The 25,634-nt window shown below is 66.3% G+C and carries 22 protein-coding genes, 5 tRNA genes and 1 pseudogene; 5 read left to right on the top strand and 23 right to left on the bottom strand.

Annotated elements, in window-relative coordinates:
• Positions 1-247: 247 nt before the first annotated feature.
• Positions 248-1,181, bottom strand: a pseudogene (locus LC407_RS03805) (SOS response-associated peptidase family protein).
• 267 nt (positions 1,182-1,448) lie between these two features.
• Here LC407_RS03805 and LC407_RS03800 point away from each other — a divergent pair.
• Together LC407_RS03800 and LC407_RS03795 are read left to right on the top strand one after the other, a co-directional pair.
• Positions 1,449-1,916, top strand: a complete 468-nt coding sequence (locus LC407_RS03800; protein WP_223482223.1) for a hypothetical protein — start codon at positions 1,449-1,451, stop codon at positions 1,914-1,916.
• 272 nt (positions 1,917-2,188) lie between these two features.
• Positions 2,189-2,782, top strand: coding sequence for a hypothetical protein (locus LC407_RS03795; RefSeq protein WP_223482222.1), 594 nt, complete (start codon positions 2,189-2,191; stop codon positions 2,780-2,782).
• A 735-nt stretch (positions 2,783-3,517) separates the two neighbouring features.
• Here LC407_RS03795 and LC407_RS03790 read toward each other — a convergent pair.
• The 3 genes from LC407_RS03790 to LC407_RS03780 all read right to left on the bottom strand — a co-directional run bounded on the left by LC407_RS03790 (position 3,518) and on the right by LC407_RS03780 (position 3,963).
• A tRNA-Cys gene (locus LC407_RS03790) sits at positions 3,518-3,591 on the bottom strand.
• A 66-nt stretch (positions 3,592-3,657) separates the two neighbouring features.
• A tRNA-Gly gene (locus LC407_RS03785) sits at positions 3,658-3,733 on the bottom strand.
• Positions 3,734-3,887: 154 nt separating this feature from the next.
• A tRNA-Gly gene (locus LC407_RS03780) sits at positions 3,888-3,963 on the bottom strand.
• A gap of 74 nt (positions 3,964-4,037) precedes the next feature.
• On the opposite strand from LC407_RS03780, the gene LC407_RS03775 reads away from it, so the two are divergent.
• Entirely contained in the window at positions 4,038-4,490 is a 453-nt protein-coding gene (locus LC407_RS03775; protein ID WP_223482221.1) for a hypothetical protein, read from the top strand.
• 12 nt (positions 4,491-4,502) lie between these two features.
• Here LC407_RS03775 and LC407_RS03770 read toward each other — a convergent pair whose 3' ends face one another.
• The 4 genes from LC407_RS03770 to LC407_RS03755 are packed head-to-tail and all read right to left on the bottom strand — an operon-like array spanning position 4,503 to position 8,629.
• Complete coding sequence (locus LC407_RS03770) at positions 4,503-5,414, bottom strand: HlyD family efflux transporter periplasmic adaptor subunit (protein ID WP_223482220.1); 912 nt, start codon at positions 5,412-5,414, stop codon at positions 4,503-4,505.
• A complete protein-coding gene (locus tag LC407_RS03765) occupies positions 5,411-6,139 on the bottom strand; it encodes an ABC transporter ATP-binding protein (protein WP_223482219.1) in 729 nt (242 codons plus the stop codon). Before LC407_RS03765 ends, LC407_RS03770 begins: the two co-directional genes overlap by 4 nt.
• 10 nt (positions 6,140-6,149) lie before the next feature.
• Positions 6,150-7,289, bottom strand: a complete 1,140-nt coding sequence (locus LC407_RS03760; protein ID WP_223482218.1) for an ABC transporter permease — start codon at positions 7,287-7,289, stop codon at positions 6,150-6,152.
• A complete protein-coding gene (locus tag LC407_RS03755) occupies positions 7,286-8,629 on the bottom strand; it encodes a TolC family protein (protein WP_317850710.1) in 1,344 nt (447 codons plus the stop codon). The genes LC407_RS03760 and LC407_RS03755 overlap by 4 nt, the downstream gene beginning before the upstream one ends.
• Positions 8,630-8,943: 314 nt before the next feature.
• On the opposite strand from LC407_RS03755, the gene LC407_RS03750 reads away from it, so the two are divergent.
• Positions 8,944-9,291 (top strand): hypothetical protein, encoded by a 348-nt coding sequence (locus tag LC407_RS03750; RefSeq protein ID WP_223482217.1) that lies wholly within the window; start codon positions 8,944-8,946, stop codon positions 9,289-9,291.
• Between the two features lie 67 nt (positions 9,292-9,358).
• Here the strand turns inward: LC407_RS03750 and LC407_RS03745 are convergent.
• The 15 genes from LC407_RS03745 to LC407_RS03675 form a co-directional block, all read right to left on the bottom strand.
• Positions 9,359-9,434 (bottom strand) — tRNA-Gly (locus LC407_RS03745).
• Positions 9,435-9,539: 105 nt separating this feature from the next.
• Positions 9,540-10,646: an NAD(P)/FAD-dependent oxidoreductase gene (locus LC407_RS03740; RefSeq protein ID WP_223482216.1), complete on the bottom strand. Its 1,107-nt coding sequence runs from the start codon at positions 10,644-10,646 to the stop codon at positions 9,540-9,542.
• A gap of 137 nt (positions 10,647-10,783) precedes the next feature.
• Positions 10,784-10,859, bottom strand: a tRNA-Gly gene (locus tag LC407_RS03735).
• Positions 10,860-11,121: 262 nt separating this feature from the next.
• Positions 11,122-11,748, bottom strand: a complete 627-nt coding sequence (gene pgsA, locus LC407_RS03730) for a CDP-diacylglycerol--glycerol-3-phosphate 3-phosphatidyltransferase (protein WP_025875200.1) — start codon at positions 11,746-11,748, stop codon at positions 11,122-11,124.
• Between the two features lie 17 nt (positions 11,749-11,765).
• A complete protein-coding gene (uvrC, locus tag LC407_RS03725; protein ID WP_099783504.1) occupies positions 11,766-13,610 on the bottom strand; it encodes an excinuclease ABC subunit UvrC in 1,845 nt (614 codons plus the stop codon).
• The gene (locus tag LC407_RS03720) at positions 13,607-15,019 is read right to left on the bottom strand and encodes a nhl repeat protein (RefSeq protein ID WP_032975725.1); all 1,413 of its coding nucleotides are present in this window, start codon (positions 15,017-15,019) and stop codon (positions 13,607-13,609) included. Before LC407_RS03720 ends, uvrC begins: the two co-directional genes overlap by 4 nt.
• Positions 15,016-15,504 carry a low molecular weight protein-tyrosine-phosphatase gene (locus LC407_RS03715; RefSeq protein ID WP_223482215.1) on the bottom strand — a complete coding sequence of 163 codons (489 nt, stop codon included), beginning with the start codon at positions 15,502-15,504 and terminating at the stop codon, positions 15,016-15,018. Before LC407_RS03715 ends, LC407_RS03720 begins: the two co-directional genes overlap by 4 nt.
• Complete coding sequence (gene kdsB, locus LC407_RS03710; RefSeq protein WP_025875212.1) at positions 15,501-16,274, bottom strand: 3-deoxy-manno-octulosonate cytidylyltransferase; 774 nt, start codon at positions 16,272-16,274, stop codon at positions 15,501-15,503. The genes LC407_RS03715 and kdsB overlap by 4 nt, the downstream gene beginning before the upstream one ends.
• Before the next feature lie 75 nt (positions 16,275-16,349).
• Positions 16,350-17,369: a tetraacyldisaccharide 4'-kinase gene (lpxK, locus tag LC407_RS03705; RefSeq protein ID WP_025875213.1), complete on the bottom strand. Its 1,020-nt coding sequence runs from the start codon at positions 17,367-17,369 to the stop codon at positions 16,350-16,352.
• Positions 17,369-19,117: a lipid A export permease/ATP-binding protein MsbA gene (msbA, locus tag LC407_RS03700; RefSeq protein ID WP_025875215.1), complete on the bottom strand. Its 1,749-nt coding sequence runs from the start codon at positions 19,115-19,117 to the stop codon at positions 17,369-17,371. Before msbA ends, lpxK begins: the two co-directional genes overlap by 1 nt.
• On the bottom strand, positions 19,114-19,536 hold the full coding sequence (locus LC407_RS03695) for a biopolymer transporter ExbD (protein WP_223482214.1): 423 nt from the start codon (positions 19,534-19,536) through the stop codon (positions 19,114-19,116). The genes msbA and LC407_RS03695 overlap by 4 nt, the downstream gene beginning before the upstream one ends.
• 3 nt (positions 19,537-19,539) lie before the next feature.
• Positions 19,540-20,202: a MotA/TolQ/ExbB proton channel family protein gene (locus LC407_RS03690; protein ID WP_025875219.1), complete on the bottom strand. Its 663-nt coding sequence runs from the start codon at positions 20,200-20,202 to the stop codon at positions 19,540-19,542.
• Positions 20,203-20,205: 3 nt separating this feature from the next.
• Entirely contained in the window at positions 20,206-22,623 is a 2,418-nt protein-coding gene (locus LC407_RS03685; protein WP_223482213.1) for a DNA internalization-related competence protein ComEC/Rec2, read from the bottom strand.
• A gap of 70 nt (positions 22,624-22,693) precedes the next feature.
• Positions 22,694-24,037: a HAMP domain-containing sensor histidine kinase gene (locus LC407_RS03680; protein ID WP_025875223.1), complete on the bottom strand. Its 1,344-nt coding sequence runs from the start codon at positions 24,035-24,037 to the stop codon at positions 22,694-22,696.
• A 1-nt stretch (position 24,038) separates the two neighbouring features.
• Positions 24,039-24,710 (bottom strand): response regulator transcription factor, encoded by a 672-nt coding sequence (locus LC407_RS03675; protein ID WP_032975718.1) that lies wholly within the window; start codon positions 24,708-24,710, stop codon positions 24,039-24,041.
• A gap of 144 nt (positions 24,711-24,854) precedes the next feature.
• Between LC407_RS03675 and LC407_RS03670 the strand changes: the two genes are divergently transcribed.
• A complete protein-coding gene (locus LC407_RS03670) occupies positions 24,855-25,622 on the top strand; it encodes a MipA/OmpV family protein (RefSeq protein WP_223482212.1) in 768 nt (255 codons plus the stop codon).
• Positions 25,623-25,634: the final 12 nt, after the last annotated feature.

Here is a 25,634-nt window from a genome sequence, read left to right as displayed (position 1 = left end):
CGAACACGGCAGCGAACTGCCTGAATCGTTCGGGGAAGGAATTGTTAGGCGCTGCATCGGCGATTTGACGAAATCGTCAATTTGCCCGAATCGCAGAGTCGAGCCTGACTCGACTCTGTGCCGGCGCGGCGCTGCTCAAGCGCCCCCGGGTTGAGCTCCCTGCGGCCCCAGATCCGGCACAGTCAGAATGCCAGCGCCGGCGGCTGGGCACTATCGGGCAACCACCCACTGACGTTCGGGATTCTCCCTACGCGGCCAGCTGGTGCTCGTAGAACGGGTGCCGCTTGTCGTCAAAGATCCTATACAGCGCGGCCAGGTCGGCCGGGTCCGGATTGAGCCACGCGTCGACGTGCTCGGGCTTGATGTTGATGATGGTCCGATCGTGCCCTGCAGCCGCCACCTCGGGCTCAGGGTCGTCGGTGATAGCGGCAAAGGACAGCAGATCCGGTTCCTTGCCGGCCGGATCCACCCAGTGCGACCACAGGCAAGCCACTAGCATCGGCTCGCGCGTGCGCGGTGTGAACCGCACCACCTGGTTCTTGCCGTCCTGTCCCTCCACGTTCTCGTAGAAGGTATCGACCACTATCAAGCCGTGGGTGTGATCAAGGGCCGACGCCCAGAACTTCTCCAGGCTATCGCGGCGGGCGTTGTAGGTGCCGGGGAAGCGCTGATCGTAGTTGGCCAGATTCCCGGCCACATGGCACTGATAGCGCATCGGATTGATTGTCAGCTTGCCGCCCTCGGAAACGATCACCGGGGCATACACGCCGGGGAAGATTCGACTGTCCCGGTCCTTGCCGGTCGGCGCGCTTGAGGTCGGCCAACTTGCCCATGGCGCGCTCGATCTTGTTGCCGGCGATTCGCACGTCTTCCCGGGCCTTCTTCGTCTCCTTGGCCTGCAGCGATCGCTCCGCATCGGCCAGGCGCTTCCTGTTGGCGAAAAGCACCTGCTCCAGAATCGCGGCCTCGACCTGATTCTACTGCTAGATCTCCGCCCACACAGCCCGCTCAGCCGCGCTGGTGCCGGCCCGGAACGCGTCATCCATCGCCTTCGGAGTCTTCGGACGCTTTTTGCCTGGGTCGTGGGCGTAGAGGGCGGCAAACTCCTGCAGAGACAGCGTGGCGCCGGTCATGCGAACCAGCTTCTGGTAGGCGGCTTCGATTTGGGCGGAATAGCACATGGCGGCAATCTCGCCCCAGGAGCCGTTGATATCGCGCGATAAGGGGCCTACCGCATAAGCAGAATGGTCAACACCCTCGCAAAAAGGCCGGTCGCTACCGGGATCTGTGGCCTGATCTCTGAACATCGGTCTGCCCAATATCTGTACATAACGATATGGCTGCAGAGAACGTGGATCGCCCACCGAGCCCATATTTTCACGAGACACTAACAACTCCATGATATTCCTATAACGCTCATGAGAGCATTTCACACGGACGCGATTTACATGAAAAGAAGCGAACTAGCATGTCTGTTGGTCGTTTTGAGTGCTGGCATGGCCTACGCCCCCATTGCAAAAGCAGGCATCTCCTGCGGCATCGGAATGGTTATGAATCAGATGCAGCAGGTCTGCTATGAGGACGGCTTCCCGGGCGGCGGTGGCGGTGGCGGCGGCGGCGGCGGAGGTGGCGGAGGAACTGGCGGCGTCGGAGGTGGCGGCGTGTGGTTTGACGTCGGGAGCGGCAACAGAGTCAACCTGGTGAGGAAGCAGGTCGAGAATTCTGACCTGAATTGCACCGATGAAACGGTCCTGCTCGCACGGGCCGCGCAGGCTTATCTCGTACGAGACCCGCTCATGCAAGTCGGCACCGAAATTACACTTTTGCTCAAAAGTTCTGGCGAGCGCCAAAAGTTCAAGCGCATCTACACGTCTGGCTCAGTGCAATTTGGCCCCACTAGCGCCTGCGGAAAGTGAGTCGAAAGGTAATCGGCTTGACACTCGTCGCGGCAAGCGCAGTTCTTGCGCTTGCCGCTTACCTTAGTTCCCATAAGCAAAGCAACCTACCTCATGGCTCTCAGCCAGCGTCGAAACTGAACCCGACGCCAGAGATCAAGACCATAGGGATGGATGCTCCACGCTCTGGATGGAGCACCCGATCGGCTCCACTCGACACTGCCCGCACCTACTCCCAACTCAGGACTGCCCTTTCAAGGTCTCATTTGGACAGGGGTCAGCAGCTATCCTATTTGTATACCGCAGCTTATCTGTGCAGCGATCTCGAAGTTCCGCGTCCAATCCGGTCAGAGTCCCAGAAAAAGAGCAGGGATTTCCTCCTAACTTTCTGCGACACCAAGTCTGTAGACCTGAACGAAATCGAGCTATCGATACTTGAAGAAGGCGATTCTGACGTTGTACTTGCCAAAACATTGGCAGGCCTAGCTGGGGAGCCGATGTCAAGCGAAGCGAGAGAGATGGCAGAAGGAATCGCCCTTGGCTCTGAAAACCCGTCAGCCTTCATGGATGCAGTGACCGCACTTTCGGAACAGCCTGAGAGTAATGAGTGGCAACTAGGAATGGAAGTCGCTCAGAATCAAGATGAAAGGCGCAAGCTACCGGCGGCCAGGTACCTCGCGAGTCAACTCGTCGCCTGCGACCTCTCGGGCGGATGCGAAAGCAACGGGCTTTATGCACAAATCATGTGCAGAAGCACAAACATGTGCGATCAAGGACTCAGCGTCTCGAAGATGATCCAAAAGACCTCCCCTCCTTCCGACTGGGAGTTCATTCAAAAGATCTATAACCACATCAAAAACATGAGGTCGACGCAGTCCGCGATGTGATAACTGAATGCTATACACAGGTCAGCCCTCTTTGGTTGATGGCACGGAGTTCGTTCACAACGGTCTGCTGCTCAACCGCCACCTCAATGCGTAGCGACTCGCACTGACCGTGCCACATACCCTCCGAGCCCGTGACCTCGACCAGATCCAGGGGCATGATCACTCCCACCTCGCCTGGCTTCAGCGGCTTGGCGAAAAGCCGCACGGTGACATCTACGGCCAGCCTGCTCACCGCGATCAGACAGGATGTTCCGACCGCGCTCGGCACCGGCAGCGGCGATACTGATTAGCGGACTGCTGACTTGCGGGGCAAACAGTTGGCCGGCTCCCCCTTCCCGACGGACCTTGCAAGTCACACCCTTTCTGGACAGTTCTCCCGTGACCACCACCGCGTCATACAGCGGGGCGCTACGCATCTGCAGGCTCTCCGTCAGCACGATGTCCTCCTGCAGCACGTGGTCGGGTGCAGTGTCCCTCCAGTCCCAAGGACTCGCCGGATAGGCTGGGCGGACAGTGAGCCTGCCCGCTTAATCGTGTACTGCCAGGAGTCGCACCGGCGTCGCTTCGTTGCCATCCCTGCTCCAACTCACGTAAACGCACTCGGCGCATGTAAACGCGAGTTTGCCACCCGGAAACGGGTGGCAGACCGATGATTTCGCGGTCGAATCAGGCGATGCTGCACAACGGCGCCGAACGCCATGCAAAGAAAAACCCCTGATAAATCAGGGGTTTATTTGGAGGCCTCAAGCGGAATCGAACCGCTGTAAACGGATTTGCAATCCGGTGCATAGCCACTCTGCCATGAGGCCAACGTACTGCGATCAGGAACGACGCCCCTGACATGACAAAACCCCGCGATGGGGCCTGTCGAAACATGGAGCGGGAAACGAGACTCGAACTCGCGACCTCAACCTTGGCAAGGTTGCGCTCTACCAACTGAGCTATTCCCGCATAAGCCGTCATGGTACCGGAAGCCCGGGACACACACCAGCCATTTCACAACAGTTTTCACTTTTCTGACTGCGCGAAGAGCCTTGTGGCTCAACGTGCCCCGCCTTGCCGTGGCGGGAGAAAAACAAGGCCCCAACCGGGGCCCTGTGCAATCTGGAGCGGGAAACGAGACTCGAACTCGCGACCTCAACCTTGGCAAGGTTGCGCTCTACCAACTGAGCTATTCCCGCAGATTCTCCGACCTGCGTCGAAGGAGCGCTATTGTGTCCAAATTCCTTCACGCCGTCAACAGTCCGCAGCACCGATGAACCCGCCCACGAGACCTCGTTTCGCCCGCCTGTGCTGGAGCCTTGTCGCCCTGGCCTGGCTTGCGGTGATTGCTGCACTGATCAATGCAGGCTTCACCCCGGACTATTGGATGCTGCGCCACTTCGAAGGCGCAACCCTGCCCTACCCCACCGGCGCGGTCATCCAGTTCGCTGTACTGGCCGGAGCGGAACTGGTGGTCACCGTGCTGATCGTGCGTCCCTGGAAACCAGGGCGCGTGTGGTTGCGGCTGCTGATCGCCCTGGTGCTGCTGCTGGCCTGGTCGTTCCCGTGGCTGGCCGCCGCCCTGCACCAGGCGCCGGTGCAGGGAATGCACCTGCTGTGGCTGCTGCTTCTGGATGTGGGATTGCTGCTGGCGCTGTGCGTGGTGTCGCTGGCCAGTGCGTGGCGGGCGCTGACCGGGAAACAGACCCGACGCGCACGCTCCTAGCGAAGCACGCCCCTACCTGTGGAACTCCACCCGCACATGCTGGCCGACGCGCGCCTTGGCGGCGCTCTCGAATTCCAGCACGCACTCCACCACCTTGGCCACGCCGCGCCCTGCGTCTTCGGGCAACCGTGCCTGCGCGAACACCGGGCTGATGCGGACCACACGTGCCACCGGCAGTGGCTTGCCCTCTGCGCCATCGCTATCGATCACCACCGTCGCACGCATGCCAACCTGCACGGCATCGGCGTAGGCCGCACTCAGCTCGGCACGCACCTGCAACGGTCGCGCCGGCAACAGTGACATCGCCGGCTTGCCGGCCTGCACGAACGCACCCACGCCCGGCACCTGGCCGACCACGATGCCGGCGTCCGGTGCGGTCAGCGACATCTGTCGCAGCTTGAGCCTGGCGTGCTCCAGCTTGTGCTGGGCCATGTCGACCTGCGCTCCGGCCACATCCACATCGGCGCGGACGCCGGCCAGCTGCTGCCTGGCTGCGTCGGCCTGCTGGCTGGACGACACGCCTTCGCTGGCGCCGGTGGCGAGGCGGATGGCGTTGCGCTCCAGTTCGCGCAGCTGCGCCTGGCTGCCCTTCAGCCGATCGGTAGCCAGCGCGAGATCGGCATTGGCCATGCCCACCTCCTGTTCAAGCAGTGCGCCATCCAGGGCGAGCAGGACATCGCCCTTGCGCACCGCCGCTCCTTCCTTCACCGGCGCGGTGCTGACCGAACCATCCATCGCTGGTACCAGTGCAATCAGCCCGCCTTCCACATCGATGATGCCGCGGGCGACGGCGACGTTGTCCGCGCTGGCGGACGTGGCAGCGGTCGGCTGCGCGGGTACGGGTGCATCCTTGCTGCAGGCACCAAGCAGCAATGCAGCGCCCAAGGAGAAGCTGAGGGAGAACAATCGCGGCATTCTGGTCATGGGCTGTGCTCTACGGTTTCGTTCTGGCGGCGGTCATCGCGGACCGTGCCGTCTTCCATGGCGATCACCCGATCCGCATGGCGGATCAGGCGTGGATCGTGGCTTACACACAACACCGTGGCCTGATGCGCGCGCGCATAACGGTGCAGGATGTCGATGACGCGCTGGCCGTTCTCGGCGTCCAGTGCGCTGGTGGGCTCATCGGCGAAGATCAGCGTGGGTGACTTGGCGAACGCACGGGCGACGGCTACGCGCTGCTTCTCGCCGCCGGACAGCTGTGCCGGGCGCATGTGGCTGCGGTGCGAGAGGCCGACTTCGTCCAGCGCCTGCCGCGCCAACGGCTCGCTGTCGCGGTTGCGCATGCCGCGATAGCCCAACGGCAGCTGCACCTGCTCCAGCGCCGTCAGCGCCGGGAACAGGTTGAAGCCCTGGAACACGAAACCGACGTGGTGCAGACGGAAACGCTCCACCTCGCTGCGGGTCATGTGGCTGACGTCCTGGCCAAGCGCATGCACGCGACCGCCATCAGGCGTTGAGAGCCCGGACATCAGCGACAGCAGCGTGCTCTTGCCGCAGCCGGAGGGGCCCGATACCAGGGTCAATTCGCCGGGATAGATGTCCAACGACAGGCCACGCAGCACGGGCACATGCACATCGCCGGACACGAAGCCCTTTTCGAGTGCGTCGGCACGCAGGGTCGGGATCGCGATGGGAGCATTCGTCATCGGTGGCCCCTCAACGCAACAGCAGCGATGGATCGGAACGGACGACGCTGCGCACCGCCATGATGCTCGACAGCATGGCCATCACCGCGACCAGCGCCACGCAGCCAAGAATCACCATTGGCGTGAGCTGTACCGGTACGCGCTGGGTCTGCGCGGCCATCAGCACCACCGCGCTGAAGGCTGCGGCCAGCAGCATGCCGACACCACCGATCAGCACGGCCTGTTCGAACACCACACGAGCCAGCGCGTAGCGGCCTGCGCCGAGCGCATTGAGGGTGGCGTACTCGCGTACCGACCCGGCCACCACTGCGGCAAACGACTGGTTGGTGATCACCGCGCCGACGAAGCAGACAATGACCGCCATGAACAGCACTGCGATGCCGGCGCCGGTATCGAACAGCCAGTATTGCTGCGAACGACTGGCGAACTCCGGCGCTGTCCAGAACTCGACGGGCGTGGCGCGGCCCGTCGATGCACTGAGGCGATCGCGCACGCGCGCGGCCAGCTCCGGTGAGCGCGTGCCCGCCACGAAATAGGTGCTGCCTTCATGCGGATCGGTTCCGGCGATGGCACGCGCGGTATCCAAAGACGCCAGCACGTTGACGCCGCCAAGGCCACGCAGGCCGGGTTGCGCTGCAACCACACGCACGGCCTTGCCATTGATCCACGCGCGGTTGCGGTGCAGATCGACGCCCAGCGTATCCAGGTCCGCGCTGTCGACGATCACCGCACCGGGTTCGCGCAACCGGGCACGCAGATCGGGCGACAGGATGCGCGAGAACATCATCGCGTCGCCTGCCGTGGAGATGCCGGACAGATACACCGACACGTTGCCGGCACCCTGTGCGCTGGAGCGCCACTCGCCATCGACCCACTCGTAGGGTTCGACGCGGGTGACATCCGGGTCCATCCGCAGGCGATTCTCTACATCCGCACTGATCGCATGACCGTAGTTCACGCTCTGCGTGCCGGCAAAGCCCGCCCAGACATCGGCGCTGGATGCCTTCACGTAGATCGCGGCGGTGCCGAAGATGCCCAGCACCAGCGCCGCCTGCACGATCAGCAACACGCCGGCGAAACACATGGCGAGCACTACCGGCAGGAAACGGCGCCACTCGTAAACCAGGGTCTTGCGGGCAAGCGCGATCATTGCGCGTCGCCTTCAGGCTCGGCTGGCAAGGGAGCACCGCCCACTGCGCGATAGAGCGACGCGAATGCAAGTACGCGAGCACCCTGCGCGCCGATCAGGTCGGCCTGCGCGGACAGCGCGGCACGCTGGGTTTCCAACCCGTCGAACTCACTGGAAAGACCAAGCTGCACCTGCCGGGCCTGTCGTACGACCTGCTGCCGGGCTGCTTCGTCGGCCACCTGCAGCGACTGGATGCTGCTGTCCTGGCGGGCCAGGCTGCCGAGTGCACCCTCCACATCCGCCACGCCCTGCAGCACTGCCTTGCGATACCCCAGCAAGGCTGCATCCAGCTGCTTGTCGTCGGATTGATAGCGCGCGCGACGTTGGCCCCAATCCCACAGAGGGATATCGATGTAGGGACCGATCGATGGGCTGGAATCGGAATTGGAGCGAGCATTCTGGGTCAGGTTGTAGGCGTACAGGATGGAACCGCCCAGGCTCAGTTTCGGGAACATCGACGCGCGTGCACTGCCCTTTCCGGCGGCAGCCTGCAGCACATCGGCCTCGGCCAGCAGGATCTGCGGGCGATGGCGCAGTAGATCGGCCGGCACCTGCTGCAGGGTGAAGGCGTTCAACTGCGGTGGCGTGCGGTACGCATTCCAGGCCGGATCCGGACCATCGCGACCCAGCAGCAGCGCCAACGCGCGCGAGGCGTTGCCCGCGTTCTCATTCGCCTGTGCAATGGCCGCGCGCGTGGCCGCCCGCCGCGCGCGCAGGCGATCCAGTTCACCGGGCTCGTCCAGATGCAGGCGCTGCCGCACCAGGCCCAGTTGCTCGCCACGTGCGTCAACGGCCTGCTGCCTGCCCAGCAGATCCACCTGCGCCTGCGCGACGGAAAGATCCAGGTAGCTGCGCACCACATCAGCGATGACCGCCACCTGTGCCGCATCGCGCAGTGCTTCGGCATTTCCGTTGGCCGCCTGCGCGCCTAGACGGGCACTCTCCGCTGCGCCAAACAGGCCAAGATCCCAGATCGCTTCAACGCCGGCGTGGAAGTACGTGTCGACCGCGGCGGCGTCCTGAACCTGCTTGGCACTGGCGGAGATTTCCGGACGGAAGCGCGCATCGGAGGTGCCCGACAGCAGGCGTACCGCCTGCAACCGCAGGGTGGCCTGGCGCAGGTCCAGATTGCCGGCGACGGCCTCGTCCACCAGCGCGTTCAAGCGCGCATCGGCCAGCACCTTCCACCACTGCCGCGCGTCGACCGCTACGCCCTGCCCCGCCGCGGTCTGACTCCAGACTGCTGGTACGCGATCAGGCAGATCGGGAACCGGCACCGACATGCAGCCCACCAGCATCATGCTGGTCAGCAGCGCCCCGGTACCCAGGACGATGCGTGGGACGACGGCATACCGGCGCGCGAACGCTGCCGGGAAAGTGATGCGACTGGCCACCCGCCCGCCTTCGTGGAGAGAGAAGCCGAGGAGGCTACGCCGCGATTGTGGAGTGGACATGGAGAATCGGTCGGAGGTGCGTTACAGCGCGTGTGCGGTGCATGCATTGCGAACCCTCGGCCTTTCCACAGCCTTTCATCGGCGCCGCCAAGCTGAACGCTGGACTGTCCGCGAGCGCTGCGGCACAGTGTCCTGAACGCTTCCACCGGCAGGCAATACGCTTGAAATCCGCCCTTCGCCGCACGCTCGGCATCTTCGCGACCGTACTCATCGTGGGCACGACGGCGATCTGCCTGACCACTCCGTTGGCGTCGAACGCGGCCATGCTGCTGATGGACCGCAGCAACTTCATTCCCGCGCAGTCGTCGCTACTTTCCTTCGAGCCCTACGTGATCAACGAGGGCTCGTCGAACTACTGGCTGTACGGCCAGGACCGGACCTATTACTACCACTTCACCTACCAGGCCGACGCCCCGTATCTGTACATCCCGCGGAAGAACACCTGCGCCGGCTTCGATCGTGCGGACGTGCGAACCTGGTGCGGTGCGGGTCGAGGCAGCCCGCGCTAGCACGATCGCAATCCCTTGCCGGTGCGCAAACGAAAAACGCCCCCTTGCGGGAGCGTTTTTCTGAATCTGGAGCGGGAAACGAGACTCGAACTCGCGACCTCAACCTTGGCAAGGTTGCGCTCTACCAACTGAGCTATTCCCGCAGATTCCGTTCGACCTGCGTCGAAGGAGCGCTATTGTGTCGGGATTGCTGCACGGCGTCAACAGGATTCTGCTGCCCTCTCATGAAGCAGCGTTCAGCTTCAGGATCACATCCGCACGCCCCGCCGATGGAAGTAGATCTGCTCGGCCAACCGGCGCATCGGGCCGGTACGCAGCAGCGCATTGACCGGCCAGTCCCGCTGCAGGTGGTCCATTGCCCAGCGCAGCATGCGCTTGCGGTGAAAAGTGGGGGCGGCCTGACGCGCCACCTGCTCTGCGGCCGGCCCCTTGCCGCGCCGGTGCAACCCGATCGCATCACCGACCGCCCAGCCATGCCGCCATGACGAGTGGATGCCGCCGGCCGACAGCGGCGAAACAACACCTGCCGCATCACCGGTCAGGATCACGCCCGGCGCGGTGATCGGGCCATCCGGCAACCCGCAGGGCACCAGCCCCGCGCGGGTGCCGGCAACCTGGGCCGAGTGCGGAAGTCCCACAACGTCGCGCACGTGTTCAAGGAATCCCTCGATATCCGGCGCGCGTGCATGTGCGGGATCATGCCGCAGTGCCAATCCCACCTGCACGCCGGTGGGGTTCTGCGCGGCCCAGCCGATGTAGCCGGGTGCGAACCGGAGGCTGACAAAGCAGTGCAAGGCATCGCCTTGCGGCAGCTGCACGCCGGCAAACTCGCGCTCGACGCCATACAGGTTGTCGCGCACCTGGCCCAGGCCGGTACGCTGGGCAACACGTGATCGTGCGCCATCAGCGCCGACCAGATAGGCCGTGCGCCCCACCCCTTCAACCTGCCACGCGTCGCCGTCGCGGCAGGCGTCGGTGAACGACTGCTGCAGCCGCAGGTCCACGCCACTGGCGCGCAGTTCGCTGGCCAGCCAGCGCATCAGGTTCGGCGTATCGGTGGTGAGGAAGTAGTAACCCGGTGCGGTCAGCAGCACGTTGTGCAGGTTCGGCGCATACAGGCGCACGCGTGCGACGCGTTGCACGAGATGATCGGGCATGCGCCCCAGCCAGGTCTGTTCCATCGCCTCCTTCACCACGATGCCGGTGGTATGCAGGCGTTCGCCAGGGTCGGCCTTGCGCTCGAGCACGCAGACGCGCAGGCCGTACTGAGCGGCGGCAAGTGCGCAGGCGGCACCGCCAAAGCTGGCGCCGACAATGACCACGTCGTAGTCGTTGGCAGGGGGAGTGTGAGGCATCGCGGCATCACCGGATTGGAACGGAGATGCAGCTTCGCCAACGCGCGTGTTGAGGCGATGGGGTGGCGGTGAAGTGGGGATGAAGCCGCTCCGGCCAAACGAAAAACGCCCCCTTTCGGGAGCGCGTTTCTTGAATCTGGAGCGGGAAACGAGACTCGAACTCGCGACCTCAACCTTGGCAAGGTTGCGCTCTACCAACTGAGCTATTCCCGCTTGGGAGGCGAAATTCTACCTGTTCTGCGCAACGCGTCAAGGCCTTTTTTTCAGGCAGATCGAGAGGTCATGGAATGCGTCATCCACGCATGGCGTGGATCTACCGCAGGACACATTCCAGGCGATCCACGCCATGCGTGGATGAGGGATCACGCGAAGCCCCACACAGTGCACGCATGCCCAGTAGATCCACGCCATGCGTGGATGATGGCAGCGATGGGGTCAGAGCCCTTTCCTGCGGAAAGGGATCCGACCCCGGTGCTCAGTTGCCCAGCTTCTTCTGCCGCGAACGCTCGCGCGCGGCGCGCTCGTCGTCACGCAGGCTGGGCCAGGCGGCGTGCAGGTACTGCAGGCCCGACCACAGGGTCAGCACCGCGGCAATGGCCAGGGTCCAGTCACCGATATGGAATACCGGCGGGCCCATCCAGATGTCGTCGACCGGCACGTTCGGCGCCACCGAATACAGCAGGCACAGCAGCGCGACCATCTGCGCGGTGGTCTTGACCTTGCCGATCATCGCCACCCGCACCTTGGCACGCTGGCCGAGTTCGGCCATCCACTCGCGCAGCGCCGACACCGCGATCTCGCGGCCGACGATCACCGCCGCCCAGAACGCCATCCACGGGGTCGGATGACCCTGCACGATAAGGAACAGCGCCACCGCCACCATCAGCTTGTCCGCCACCGGGTCGAGGAAGGCGCCGAACGCCGACTCCAGGCCGTAGCGACGCGCGATCCAGCCATCGAGCCAGTCGGTGATCGCGGCCAGGCCGAAGATCGCCGCCGATGCGAAGTTGGTCCAGGTGTAGGGCAGGTAGAACACCAGCACCAGCACCGGGATCATCACGATCCGCAACAGGGTCAGCCAGGTGGGCAGGGTCAACGTCATGCGGCTTTATTCTCTCTCTACTCGGCCGGATCCGGCGCGGCCAACCCGTGCAGGTTAGCGTAGATGCGCGCTGCGAGGGCGTCATTGATGCCTTCCACCTTGGCAATTTCCGCTTCTCCGGCCGCTTTCAGGCCGACCAGACCGCCAAAATGCTTCAGCAGGCTGGCGCGCCGTCGCGGCCCGATGCCGGGGATGTCTTCCAGTTTGCTGGTCATCCGGGCCTTCTGCCGGCGCCCGCGATGGCCGGTGATGGCGAAGCGGTGCGCTTCATCGCGCACCTGCTGGATGAACTGCAGGGCGGGATCGGCCGCACCCGGGCGCAGTTCGCGGCCATCGGGCATCACCAGCGCTTCGTGGCCGGCACGGCGTTCCACGCCTTTGGCCACGCCCACCAGCAGCACGTCTTCCACGCCCAGATCGGCCAGCGCCGCCTGGGCCTGTGCCAGCTGGCCGGCGCCACCGTCGATCAGCAGCACATCCGGCAGCACGCCCTGCTCTTCCACCGCGCGGCGGAAGCGGCGATCGATCGCCTGGCGCATCGCGGCGTAGTCATCGCCCGGCTCGATGCCACTGATGTTGAAGCGGCGGTACTGCGCACGCACCGGGCCGGCAGCATCGAACACCACACAGGAGGCCACGGTGGCTTCGCCCATGGTGTGGCTGATGTCGAAGCACTCCACCCGCTTCACCGGTTCGGCCAGCCCCAGCATCACCCGCAGCGCTTCGCTGCGCGCGTGCTGCGCGGTGCGGCTGTTGATCTCGGTGGCCAGGGTCAACTGCGCGTTGCGACTGGCCAGTTCCAGGTAGCCGGCGCGCTCGCCGCGGACGTTCCATTTCAACTGCACCTTGCGCTCGGCCGAGGCCGACAGCGCAGAACCGATCAGATCGGCATCGGGAATTTCGCGGTCAAGCAGGATCTCGCGCGGTGGCTCGAATTCGATGTAGTACTGCGAGACAAAGGCCGCCAGCACTTCATCCGGGCTTTCCTCGCCATTGGTGCGGGGAAAGAACGGGCGGGTGCCCAGGTTGCGGCCATCACGGAAGGCCAGCAGCATCACGCAGGCCTGCGAGCCCTGCATGGCCACCGCCAGTACGTCGAGGTCGGCCGCGCGGCCGTCCACGTACTGGCGGGTCTGCATGCTGCGCAATGAAGTAATCAGATCGCGCAGTCGCGCGGCCTGCTCGAATTCCAGCGCTTCGCTGGCGACCTGCATCTGCTCGCCGAGCTCCCGGGTCAGCTCATCGCTCTTGCCTTCCAGGAACATCGCCGCGCGGCGCACCGACTCGGCGTAGTCCGCTGCTGGCACCAGTTCCACGCACGGCGCGCTGCAGCGTCCGATCTGATACTGCAGGCAGGGCCGCGAGCGGTTACGGAACACGCTGTCTTCGCAGCTGCGCAGCTTGAACAGCTTGTGCATCAGGTTCAGCGTCTCGCGCACCGCGGTGACGCCGGGATAAGGCCCGAAATAGCGCCCGGGAATGGCACGTGGACCACGATGCAGGGCGATGCGCGGCCAGTCTTCGCGGGTCAGCAGCACATGCGGATAGGTCTTGTCGTCGCGCAGGGACACGTTGTAGCGCGGCGACAGCGACTTGATCAGCTGGTTTTCCAGCAGCAGCGCTTCGGCTTCCGAGCGCGTTACGGTCACATCCATGCGCACGATCTGCGAGAGCATCGACATGATGCGCGCGTTCTTCGGACTGCCGTTGAAATAGCTGCCCACGCGGTTGCGCAGCGCGCGGGCCTTGCCGACGTACAACAGCGTGTCGTCGGCCGCGTACATGCGGTACACGCCCGGGGCGGTACTCAGCTGGGCCGCGAATGCCTTGCCATCGAAGGTCGGGACAGGAACAACGGTCATTCGCTGATCGGCACTTCGCTGAGCACGCCGCTGTCAGGGTCCAGGCGCAGTACGGTGTGGGAATCGGTTTCGGCGATCCACACCGCGCCGGCACCGACGGCCAGACCGGCGGGGCCATGCAGGCGCCGCGGCAAGGGCTGGGTGGTCAGTTCGCCGCCGCCCAGGCGCAACGTGCGCAGGCGGCCATTGCCGGTATCGGCGATCCACAACAACGGGGCATCCGGGCTCAATGCGATCGCCTGCGGGAACTGCAGGCTGGCCTGCGCACGCGGGCCATCGTCCTCGCCGAAACGCCAGGTGCCCTGCCCGACCAGGGTCTGCACCAGGTCACCGCGCAACTGCAATGAACGGATCGAAGAGCCCAGCGCATCGGCCACGTACAGCACCTGCTGGACCACGGCCACGGCGGTGGGCTGGGCGAACGCGGCCAGATGGCCACTGCCATCGCGCTCGTCGATGGCGCCGCTGCCGGCGCGCCACTGCAGGCTGCGCTGGCCGAGGTGGTAGCTCCAGATGCGGTTGTCGCCGGCCATGGCAATGTGCAGCTGGTTTTCGGCGATGGCCAGGCCCACCGGATGATCCAGCGACACCTGCCGTGGCTGCGTCACCGGCCCTTCCACGGGGGCGCCCGGACGGCCGTTGCCGCACAGGGTGTCGACCAGGCCGGTCAGCAGGTTGATCCGGCGCACGGCGTGATTGCCGGTGTCGGCCACGTACAGCGACTCGCGCTCCAGCGCCAGCGCCTGCGGCCGGTGGAAAGCGGCTTCGGCGAGGTTGCCGTCCATGAAGTCGGCGGTACCCAAGCCGAACTGACGCAGCACGCGGCCGCCATGACTGCATTCCAGGATGCGGTGGTGGCCGCTGTCGGCGATGTACAACCGTTCCTGGTTCACCGCCAGACCCATCGGGAATCGCAGCGCCTGGCGCGGTTCGGGGTGCAGCTCGCTGCCGCCACGCGAAGGGGCCGACGGCGCACCCTCGCAGAGGGCATTCAGGGCCCGCTCCAGCTCGCCGGGCACGCCCTGACCGATCAAGCGCTGCTGTTCGCGACCCTGCGCGTCCAGCAGCACCATGGTCGGCCAGGCGCTGACGCCGAAGCGGCGCCAGCCATCCCAATCGGCGTCAAGCAGCACCGGCATGGTCAGGCCCTGGCGGCGCAGCAGTTTCAGCGCAGCCGTGGCATCACGCTCGAAGTCGAAGCGCGGCACCTGCAGCACCAGAGGTTGCAGCTTGCCGGGGTGGCGTGACAGCCACTGGCTGAACTCGGCCAGCCGTTGCGCACTCCATGCGGAAGCCGCGTTGACGAACAACAGCGCGACCGGCCGGCCACGCAGTTCGGTCAGGGTGCAGGGCGCGGCATTGAGCCAGGCGGCGAACTCTGGCAGGTCCGGGACGGGCTGGATGTTCATGACCCGATTATGCCGGAGTCGGCGTGATGCAACAGGCGTGCCACGGTACGTTCGGCAGCAGCGTCGACCAGCGACCAGACCTGTTCGAAATGATCGCTGCCGCCGGTATAGGGATCGGGAATCGCACGTTCGCCCTGCCCGCCCGACCACGGCAGGTACAGCGCCAGGCGCTCGCGCTGGGTGGCAGTGGCGAGGCGTGCGGCGTCACGCAGGTTGGCCTCGTCGGCGCACAGGATCCAGTCGAAAGCGTCGAAGTCCTGCCGCTGCAACTGCCGCGCGCGCAGGCCGCCAAGGTCCACCCCGTGTCCGGCCGCGCATGCAATGGCACGCCGGTCGGGTGGCAGGCCCACGTGCCAGTCGCCGGTACCGGCCGAATCGACCTGTACCCGCCCAGCCAGCGCCGAGGCATCCAGGCGGGCACGCAGCGCGCCTTCGGCCATCGGCGAGCGGCAGATGTTGCCGAGGCAGACGACCAGCAGCCTCATCGCGCGGCCATCGCCTGCAGCAGCGTTTCGGCGCGCTGCAGGTCTTCAGGGGTGTCGATGCCCGGCGGGAAGGGTTCGGGCGAGATCGCCACGGCAATCGGGTAGCCCGCTTCCAGCACGCGCAACTGCTCCAGCGATTCCACCTGTTCCAGCGTGCCCGGCCGCATCGAGGCGAACTGCTGCAGGAAACCGGCACGGTAGCCATAGATGCCGATGTGGCGCAGCCACTGATGGCCTTCGGGCAGGGTGTCGCGGCTGCGGGCGAAGCCATCGCGATGCCAGGCGATGGGCGCACGGCTGAAGTACAGGGCCTCGTTGCGCACGTTGCGCACCAGCTTGACCACGTTGGGGTCGAACAACGTGTGGGCATCCTCGACCGGCGTGGCCAGGGTCGACATCGGTGCGCTGCCCGCCACCAGTGCCTCGGCCACGGCGCGGATGCCGGCAGCCGGCGCGAACGGTTCATCGCCCTGCAGGTTGACCACCACGGTGTCATCGGACCAGCCCGCGATGCGCGCGCACTCGGCCAGGCGATCGGTACCCGAGGCATGCGAAGCAGCGGTCATCGCCACTTTCACTTCCGCCAGGCCGGACAATGCGTCGGCAATGCGCTGGTCGTCGGTCGCGACCCATACCTCACCTGCGCCGGCCTGCAGCGCGCGGCGGGCCACATGCAGCACCATGGGCTCTCCGCCCAGCAGGCGCAGCGGCTTGCCCGGCAGCCGCGAAGCGGCATAGCGGGCCGGGATGGCAACAACGAAGTCGGTCATGCGGGCGGTACTCGGCAGGCGCGATACAGCAGGAATGCGGCCGGCGGCGTCCATTTGCAAGCGCCGCACGGCCCCTCAGTTCGGTCGCAGCTTGTCCAGGCGATCGGTCAACGCGATCCAGAAAGCAGCAGGCATCTCGGCACGCAGCGGCACCGCGTACTGCCAGTCATTGGCGAACGCGCGGCACTTCACGGCATCCTTTTCGGTCATCAGCACCGGCAACTGGCTGCCAAAGGACAGATCCTGCGGCTGGTAGGCATGATGGTCGGCGAAGGCGTGCGGCACCACGCCGATCGCACGCGCGCGCAGCATGTCGAAGAAGCGTTGCGGATGGGCGATGCCGGCCACGGCATGCACGCGCTGGCCCGCGAAGTACGAAAGGGGACGTGCGCGCCCGCCGGCCAGCGGCTGTGCACTGTCGATGTGCAGGGCCATCGGCCATTGGCCGAAGCCACAGGCCTGGGCAGCCGCCGCTCCATCCGCCTGGCCCAGGTTGACCACCCGGAAATCGCATTCCGCTGCGCGGCTGACCGGCTCGCGCAGCGGGCCGGCAGGAATCATCCGGCCATTGCCATAGCGGCGCTGGGCATCAACCACCTCGATCTCGATGTCGCGCGCCAGCCGGTAGTGCTGCAGGCCGTCATCGCAGACGATCACGTCGCAGCCGGCGGCGATCAACGCCTTGCCCGCTGCCACGCGGTCACTGTCCACGCGTACCGGCACGCCGGTTTTCCAGGCGATCAGCACCGGCTCGTCGCCCCCCAGGGCGGTCGGCGTATCGGCTTCCACCCAACGTGCCTTGTCCGCTTGCTCACGGCCGTAGCCGCGGCTGGCGACACCGGGCTTCCAGCCCGCGGCCCGCAGGCGCTCGACCAGGGCGATGGTCAGCGGCGTCTTGCCGGTGCCGCCGGCGGTGATGTTGCCAACCACGATGACCGGCACCGCCAGCGCATGGCGCTTGCGCCAACCACGCCGGTACAGGCGCCGGCGCAGCGCGGTGACGCCGGCATACAGCGGCGCCAGCAGTCGCATCGGCCACGGAGCCGGGCTGCCGTCGTACCAGTACGGCGGGGTCTGGGTACCTTTGCCCGCCATCAGTCCTGCCTTTCGCGGAACTGCATGTTGTGCAGGTGCTGGTACAGGCCGCCCATCGACAGCAGCTCCTGGTGGGTGCCGCGTTCAACGATGCGGCCATGGTCCATCACCAGCACCTGGTCGGCATGCTCGATGGTCGACAGGCGATGCGCGATCACCAGCGTGGTGCGCTCGGGCATCAAGCGCTGCAGCGCATCCTGCACCAGACGCTCGGATTCGTTGTCCAGCGCCGCGGTGGCCTCGTCCAGGATCAGGATCGGTGCATCGCGCAGGATGGCGCGGGCGATCGCCAGGCGCTGGCGCTGGCCGCCGGACAGCAGCGCGCCATTCTCGCCTACCGGCGTCTGCAACTGCTGCGGCATGCGTGCGATGAACTCCCAGGCATTGGCCGCCTCGGCAGCCGCACGGATCTGCTCGTCGGTGGCATCCATGCCATAGGCGATGTTGGCCGCGATGGTGTCGTCGAACAGCATGACCTTCTGGCCGACGATGGCCACCTGCCGGCGCAGATCGGCCAACGGATACTCATCCAGGGCAACGCCGTCGAGCAGGATGCGGCCACCGTTGGGTTCGTAGAAGCGCGGCACCAGCCGGATCAGGCTGGTCTTGCCGCTGCCGGAACGACCGACGATGGCGGTGACCGTGCCCGGCCTGGCAACGAAGCTGATGTCGTCCAGGGCGATGCCACTGTCTTCACGGTAACGCAGCATGACGTGCTCGAAGGCCAGTTCGCCGCGTACGCGCTGCACCGCGTGCTTGCCCTCGTCGCGCTCGACCGGCATGTCGATGATGCCGAACAGGCGCTCGGCCGCAGCCACACCGCGCGAGATCGAAGTCTGCACGCTGGTCAGCCGCCGCAGCGACGGAATGATGGCCATCATCGACGTCATCAGGCCCATGAACTGGCCCGCATTGAGCTTGCCGGCCAGTGCCTCGCGGGTGGACACCCAGACGATGACTGCCAGCGCCAGCGCCGCCAGGAACTGGACCACGCTGGAGGCCGCCGCGCGGGTCACTTCCACCTTCATGTTCAGCGCCAGCATGCGGTTGGCCAGGCGCGAGTAGCGCGAGATCTCGTGCTGCTGGGTGCCGTGTACCTTCACTTCCTGCTGCGCGGCCAGCGACTGCTCGGCGGTCTGCGCCATGGTGCCCATGCCGTCCTGGATGCCGCGGCTGATGCGCCGGTAGCGCTTGCCCACGTAGGACACGATCACGCCGATCAGCGGCACCACCACCAGCATCGCCAGGGTCACCTTGACGCTCATCTGCAGCATCACCGCCAGCATGGCGATGATGGTCAGGGTATCGGCCACCACGGTCTTCAGCGCGTCGGCACTGGCCTGGGTGACCTGTTCGGTGTCGAAGTTCAGGCGGCTGACCATCACCGGCGTCGCCTCGGCATCGAAATGCGAGGACGGCAGGTGCAGGTACTTCTGCAGCACCTGTTCACGCAGGTCGCGGACCACGCTGCGGCCGGTCTTGGCCAGCGTGTAGTCGCTGACCCAGGTGGCCACGCTGCGCATCAGGAACAGGCCGAGAATGGTCAGCGGCAGGATCACCGCCATGCGCGGCTCGGGGTTGACGAAACCGCGGTTGACCAGCGGTTCCATCAGCTTGGTGAAGTGATAGCCGGCCAGAGCTTCGACCACCATCGCGATGACCGCGCCGATCATGAACACCCAGTAGGTGCGGGTATAGCCCAGCAGACGTTTGTAGATCGGCCACACTGGCGCGTGATGGGAACTCATGGACGCACCTCTGGCGCTGTTGCAATGGCGATACGACGGAAGCCGAGCTGGCCCAGCGCGTCCTGCGCGGTGACCACGGCCTGGTAGGGAGTGCGCGCGTCGGCACGCAGCAGCACGGTCTGTTCGCGGTCGCTGCCGGCGACGGCCGAAATGGTCTGCTTGACCGACTCGACGTCGCTGCGCAGCACTTCCTGATCGTTGACGAAGTAGCGGCCGTCAGCGTTGATCAGCACGCTCAGCGAGCGCGGCGGCTCGTTGGTCTGCTGCTGGCTGGCGGTCGGCAGCTGCACCTGCAGGGTCGATCGCGCGTCGAAGGTGGTGGTGACCACGAAGAAGATTATCAGCACCAGGATGACGTCGATCAGCGGCACCAGGTCGATATGCGGCTCATCCTGGGACCGGTCGTTGCCGATACGCATCGATCAGGCCTTTGCCGTAGCGGCGGAAGACGCGCGCGCAGCGGGGGCCGGGGTCATCACCCCGGGGCGACCGTCCAGCGTATCCAGCAGCGCGCTGGCTTCCTGCTCCATCTCCACCACGTAGCCGTGGATGCGGCCCTTGAAGAAGCGGTGGAACATCAGCGCCGGGATCGCCACGATCATGCCGGTGGCGGTGCACACCAGTGCCTTGCCGATACCGCCGGCAAGCTGGTTCACATCACCCACGCCGTGGTCGAGGATGCCCAGGAACATCTGGATCATGCCGACCACGGTGCCCAGCAGGCCCAGCAACGGGCCGGCCGAGGCGATGGTGCCCAGCGCGTTGAGGAAACGCTCCATGCGGTGCACCAGATGGCGACCGGTGTCCTCGATGCGCTCGCGGATCTGGTCGCGCGGGCGGTTGCGCGCTTCCAGCGCGGCGGCCAGCAGGGCACCCAACGGTGAATTGGCACGCAGGGTCTGCAGGTGCGCCGGGTCCAGCTTGCCGCGCGCGGCCCAGTTGCGCACCTCCTGGCCCAGGCCAGGCGGCAGCACCTCGTTACGCCGCAAGGACCAGAAACGCTCCAGGACGATCGCCAAAGCCAGTACGCCCAACAGCAGCAGCGGCACCATCGGCCAGCCACCGGCCTTGACCAGTTCCCACACGTTTCAACCCTCCGGCCCAGCGGCCGCTTGTTCGATCGGCGATAGGATAGCAGCCGACCGCGCTCGCCCAGCGGCATCCCACCACCGGGCGGCGTGGATACGCTGTTCACGCAGCTGCAGGCCTTGTGCGCCAAGCCATACGCGGATCGCGCCGGACTCGGCGGTGGACAGCACTTCGGCGCCCGCCGCCTGCCAGCGCCGCACCACGTCACGTTTCGGGTGGCCAAAGTGGTTCCGGTGCCCGGCCGAGACCAGCGCCAGCCGCGGCGCCACCGCCTTCACCCAGTCCGGCGTGGAACTGCCTCCGCTGCCGTGATGGGGCACCAGCACCACGTCCGCACGCAGCATATCGGCAGCGCCCGCCAGCAGCGCCTGTTCGCCTTGCCGGCCGATGTCACCGGGCAGCAGCACTACCCCGTGCGCGCCAGCAACCCGCAGCACGCAACTGGCTTCGTTGTCGGCGCCCTTCCCGCCAACGGCAGGGAACGCGGCGGGCGGATGCAGCACCTGGAAATCGACCCCGTCCCATTGCCAGCGCAGGCCCTGTTGGCAGCTGCTGGCCGTGGCAATCGCACTGCCCGGTGGAGCCAGTACGTGCAGACCCGGCAATTGCCGGCGCAGCGCGGCGAGGTTGCCGCTGTGGTCCAGGTGGTCGTGACTGATCATCACCTGTGCCGGCGGCTCCTGTCCCAACGCCCGCAACGTCGGCAGCAGCATCCGCTCCTCGGCCCCGCTGCCGCTGCCGGCTGGCGGGCCGACGTCATACCAGAGTGCGTGCCGGGCGGTCCGCAGCAGCACCGCCGCGCCCTGGCCGACATCGTGCACCACCAGTTCCAGCTCACCCTGCCGCGGCCCCGACCGTGCCGGCCACAGCAACGGCAGGCACAGCAGAGAACCGGCAAGCCCGGCCCCGGCACCGCGTGGCAACAGCCACCAGAACACCCCCAGCAAGGCCGCCGGCAACGCCCAGGCCGGCCCCTGCGCCAGCCACCACATCGCCTGTGGGTGCTCGGCCAAGGGTTGCAGCAGCTGCCAACTGGCCTCGAACACCCAGGCAGCCGTGCGCCAAGGCCACTGCCCTGCCCCGGTGCGCAGGGCCTCCAGAGCGGTTCCCAGCAGAGCCAGAGGCACCACCAGCAGGCTCCACAGTGGAATGATCGGCAGGTTCACCAGCGGCCCCAGCCGTGCGCTGCCACCGAACAGTGCCACCGCCAGCGGCAGCAGAGCGACGCTGGCCACCCCCTGCCCTGCCAGAGCGCCGCGCAGCATCGCGGCGACCCCCTTCGGCCGCCCCTGCGGCAGGCACCACAGCAACCACAGCACCCCACCGAAACTGAGCCAGAAGCCCGCAGACAGCACCGACAGCGGTGCCGGCAGCAGCATCGCCAGCGCGGCCAGCGCCAGCCCCTGCGCTACCGTCACCGGACGGCGGGCAACGCGCGCCAGGGCCAGCACCGCGATCATCAGCGCAGTACGCACGGTCGGCAGCTCGCTGCCTGCAACAACGGCATAGCCGGCTGCTGCCGCCGCCGCCGCACAGGCCGCCGCCTGCGGTCGTGGCCAGAACCGGGCAAGCCCCGGCCAGGATCGCCAGAGCGCAGAGCACAGCAATGCGGCGAAGCCCGCGACCAGGCCGACATGGAAGCCGGAGATGGCGATCAGATGGGTCAGGCCCAGCGCGCGCAACTGTGCCCAATCGACGTCGGACAGGCCGCGCGTATCGCCCAGTGCCAAGGCCTGGATGAACCGCGCCGACGGGTATGCGATCTGCCTGGCAATGGTGGCACTGGTGCGCTCGCGCCACGCAGGTAGGCCATGCGCAGGACGCAGCTGTCGCGTGGAATTCGAATCGCGCACGCTGGCGTTCCCTGCCAGCCCACGCAGCAGCGCTTGCCGCTCGCCATCGAAGCCCCCCGGGTTGATGCGTGAACGTGGCGGTCGCACGCGCAGCGACAGCTGCCAGTCAGCTCCGGCGTGCAGGTGATGTCTCTGATCAACCTCGGCCTCGGTCGGCCCACCGCGTGGCGCGTGCCAGAGCACCTGCAGCCGCTTTCCACGCAGCGTCGGCATCGCATCGGACGCATCCACCCGGAATTCGAAGCGGGTGTGTGCAGGCGTTTCCTTCGGCAGATCGATGACCTGCCCCCGGACGAGCACATCCCGCGCGGCAGAACCGGCCGGCAGCTGCGCCTGCATTGCCCAATACCCGTGGCAGCAAGTCCAGGCCAACCCGAACAGCAGCGCAGCCACCGCGCGTCCGCGCCAGCGCAACACCCAGCCCAACGCGGCCACGACGGTCGCCGCAACAGAAGCCCACAGCGGTGGCAACACTGGCAACAACACGCAGGCCAACGCGCCGGCAACCAGAGCGGCAGCGCACGCGGGGCCAAACAGGGGCGACAAGGTCCGATCGGCAGCCATCGACACAGCGTGCCGAGGCGCGGCCTCACCCAACCATCAGGCAACGCCGTGCAGCGTTGTCAGCGCCCGGCTAGCGACGCACGCTGCCGCGGTGGAAGTTGACCCGGAAGCTCGCCCCACCCCCAACGGCCTCGCCCACGCTCACCGTGCCGCCGTGGTGCTGCACGATCTCCTTGACCAGATGCAGGCCGAGGCCGCTGCCACTGCCAGCAGCACGCAGGCGGTGGAACGGCTCGAAGATCGCCTCGCGGTCACCGACCGGCACGCCGGCGCCCTGGTCGCTGACTTCCAGCAGGCCCTGCAGGTCCAGACGCACGCAGATGGTGCCGCGCCCGCCGCCATGGACGATGGCGTTGTGCACCAGGTTGGCGATCACCCGCCCCAGGGCGAGGCCATCGCCATGGATCCATACCGGCGTCTCCGGCGCATCCACTTCAAAGCCGTAGCCGGCGCCAACGACCAGAGGCGCAAGGTCGGCGGCCGCTTCGCGCACGACATGCGCAAGGTCCAGGCGCTGCAGCGCTGCGACGTTCCGGTCCAGGCGCTGCAGGTCGAGCAGGTGCTCGGCGACGTTGCCGAGACGGGCGACATCGGTCAACAGCTGCGATTTGAGCTCCCCCTGCGGCAACTGCGACAAGCGCGCCTGTACCACCGCAATCGGTACCCGCAGTTCATGGGCGGCGTCGGCCAGGAATTTATCGCGTGCTGCGTAGCCCTGCTGCACCTTGTCGATCGCATCGTTGAACGCTTCGACCAGAGGCGCGACCTCGGTCGATACCAGCTGCGCGTCCAGGCGCGCACCGGGCTGGCCGATATCCAGCTCCTTGGCCTGCTGCGCGGACCGGCGCACGCCACGCATGGCGCGATGGATCACCGTCGGCATCACCAGCAGCGTGACCACGATCAACGGCAGGAAGAACCACAGGCCGATCAGCCGCAGCACCATCAATGCGCCATCCAGCAGGCCGCCCTTCGGCGCCCCGCCCACCATCACCGTGATGCGGCGGCCGTCTTCGTTGCGGATCATCACCCGCGCCACATCCAGGTACGGCGGTACCAGCGATCCCAGCTCGGTGGCACCCAGTGTCGGCAGGCGGGCCAGCAGCGGCGCGTGGATGGCAGGCAGCGTGCCGCGCTGCAGCCATGCACCGCGATCGTCCACCGCCGCGAACCACAGGTTGCCACCGGCACGCGCATCGAGCTTCTGCCAGCGTGCTTCGTCCAGCACCAGACGGCCGCCTTCGCTGTGCACCGCATTGGCTGCGCTCTCGGCCATGAACATGTCCATGCCCCAGGTGTCCTTGTCGCCCCAGGTCAGGATCAGCGCGACGACGGCGAACAACACCGTGAAGGCCTGCGCCAGGAACAGCCGCCACGCCAGTCCAAGGGTGATCGAACGGATCGGTCGTGCCATCTCAGGCCTCCGCCAGCAGATAGCCGACGCCGCGGATCACGTGGATCTCCACGCCTGCCCCGGCCTGCTGCAGCGCCTTGCGCAGTTTTGAAATATGCGCATCGAGCGCATTGGACTGGATCTCATCATCGAATCCGTACACCGCCGATTCCAGCGCGCTGCGGGTGACCGTGCGCCCCTGCCGCATCGCCAGCGCCTGCAGCACCAGCACCTGCCGCCGCGGCAGCGCAACCGGCTGGCCGTCCACCTGCGCCTGCAGCGATTCGAAATCGAACTCCAGCCGGCCCAGCCGCAACCGGGGGGTCACCATCGCCGACGGTCGACGCGAGACGGCGCGGATGCGCGCCATCAGCTCTTCGATCGCCACCGGCTTGACCAGGTAGTCATCGGCACCGACATCCAGCCCCTCCACCTTGTCCGACAGCCCACCCTTGGCAGTGAGCATGATCACCGCCAGGTTCGGCCGCAGCGCACGGGCAGTCGCCACGAAGCCCACGCCATCACCATCGGGCAGCTGCCGATCGAGCAGCATCAGCTGATGCACCGGCTCACGCAGGGCGAGCGCAGCCTCGGCCAGGCTGCCGACCACGTCGGCGACCACACCCTGGCGCTCAAGCCCGGACTGCAGGGCTCGCGAGAGATCGGGGTCATCTTCGACCAGGAGAATGCGCATCGGGGGCTCGGCAACCGGAAACGGTGCCGATCATAGTGCCTTCGGCGTGCAGGTGGCGGCGATGCCAGCAGATTGCGCCTGCGCAATGTTCCGACAATGTTGCGCGCGCAGCATGCATCGCCATCCCTGCAACGCACTACATCGATGACCTCACTGTCCCCCACCCTGCTGCGCCCCCTGCTGTGCACCGTCGCTCTCTCCACGCCGCTGCTGGCCACCGCGCAGGAACAGGCTCCGGGGGTACAGGCCGGCATCACCTTCGGCGCGACCACTGGCGCCTACGCGCACTATGACGACAAGCCGCTGGTGCTGCCGGCGCTGTCCTGGCAGGGCAAGCGCTTCTTCGCCAGCCCCGGTTCGCTTGGCATGAACCTCTACAAGGCCGACGGCCTGCGCCTGTCGGCGGTGGCGACGCCCTACACGTTGCGCTTCAAGACCGACGACGTGAACGATCCGCAGCTGCGCCGCCTGCACAGCCGGCAGATGTCGGCGATGGTCGGCATCAACGCCGACTACAGCGCCGACTGGGGCGCGGTGGCGGCCAGCGTGAAGCGCGAAGTAAGCGGGCACGGCGGCGGTGTTGAATCCAGCCTGCATTACAGCTATCCGATCCAGGCCGGCCGCTTCACCTGGGTGCCGCGCGTGGGCGTGGTGCACTCCAGCGCCCGCCTGCTCGACTACTACTACGGCATCAGCGACGAGGAAGCACTGCGCTCCGGGCTGGCGGCCTACAAGCCCGGCAGTGCCACCTCGCCGAGCCTGCAGATCGCGGTCAGCACGCCCCTGGGTACGAAATGGCGCGCAACTGGCGTCGTCGCCAACCAGCGGTTCGGTGATGCCGTCGAAGACAGCCCGATGGCACGGCGCAGCAGCCAGACCTCCGCTTTCATCTCGCTGATGCGCGCGTTCTGACCGAACCTGCAT

This window comes from Stenotrophomonas sp. OVS01A, assembly GCF_019969775.1.
GTDB lineage: Bacteria > Pseudomonadota > Gammaproteobacteria > Xanthomonadales > Xanthomonadaceae > Stenotrophomonas > Stenotrophomonas indicatrix.
This window is presented reverse-complemented; position numbering and strand designations above follow the sequence as displayed.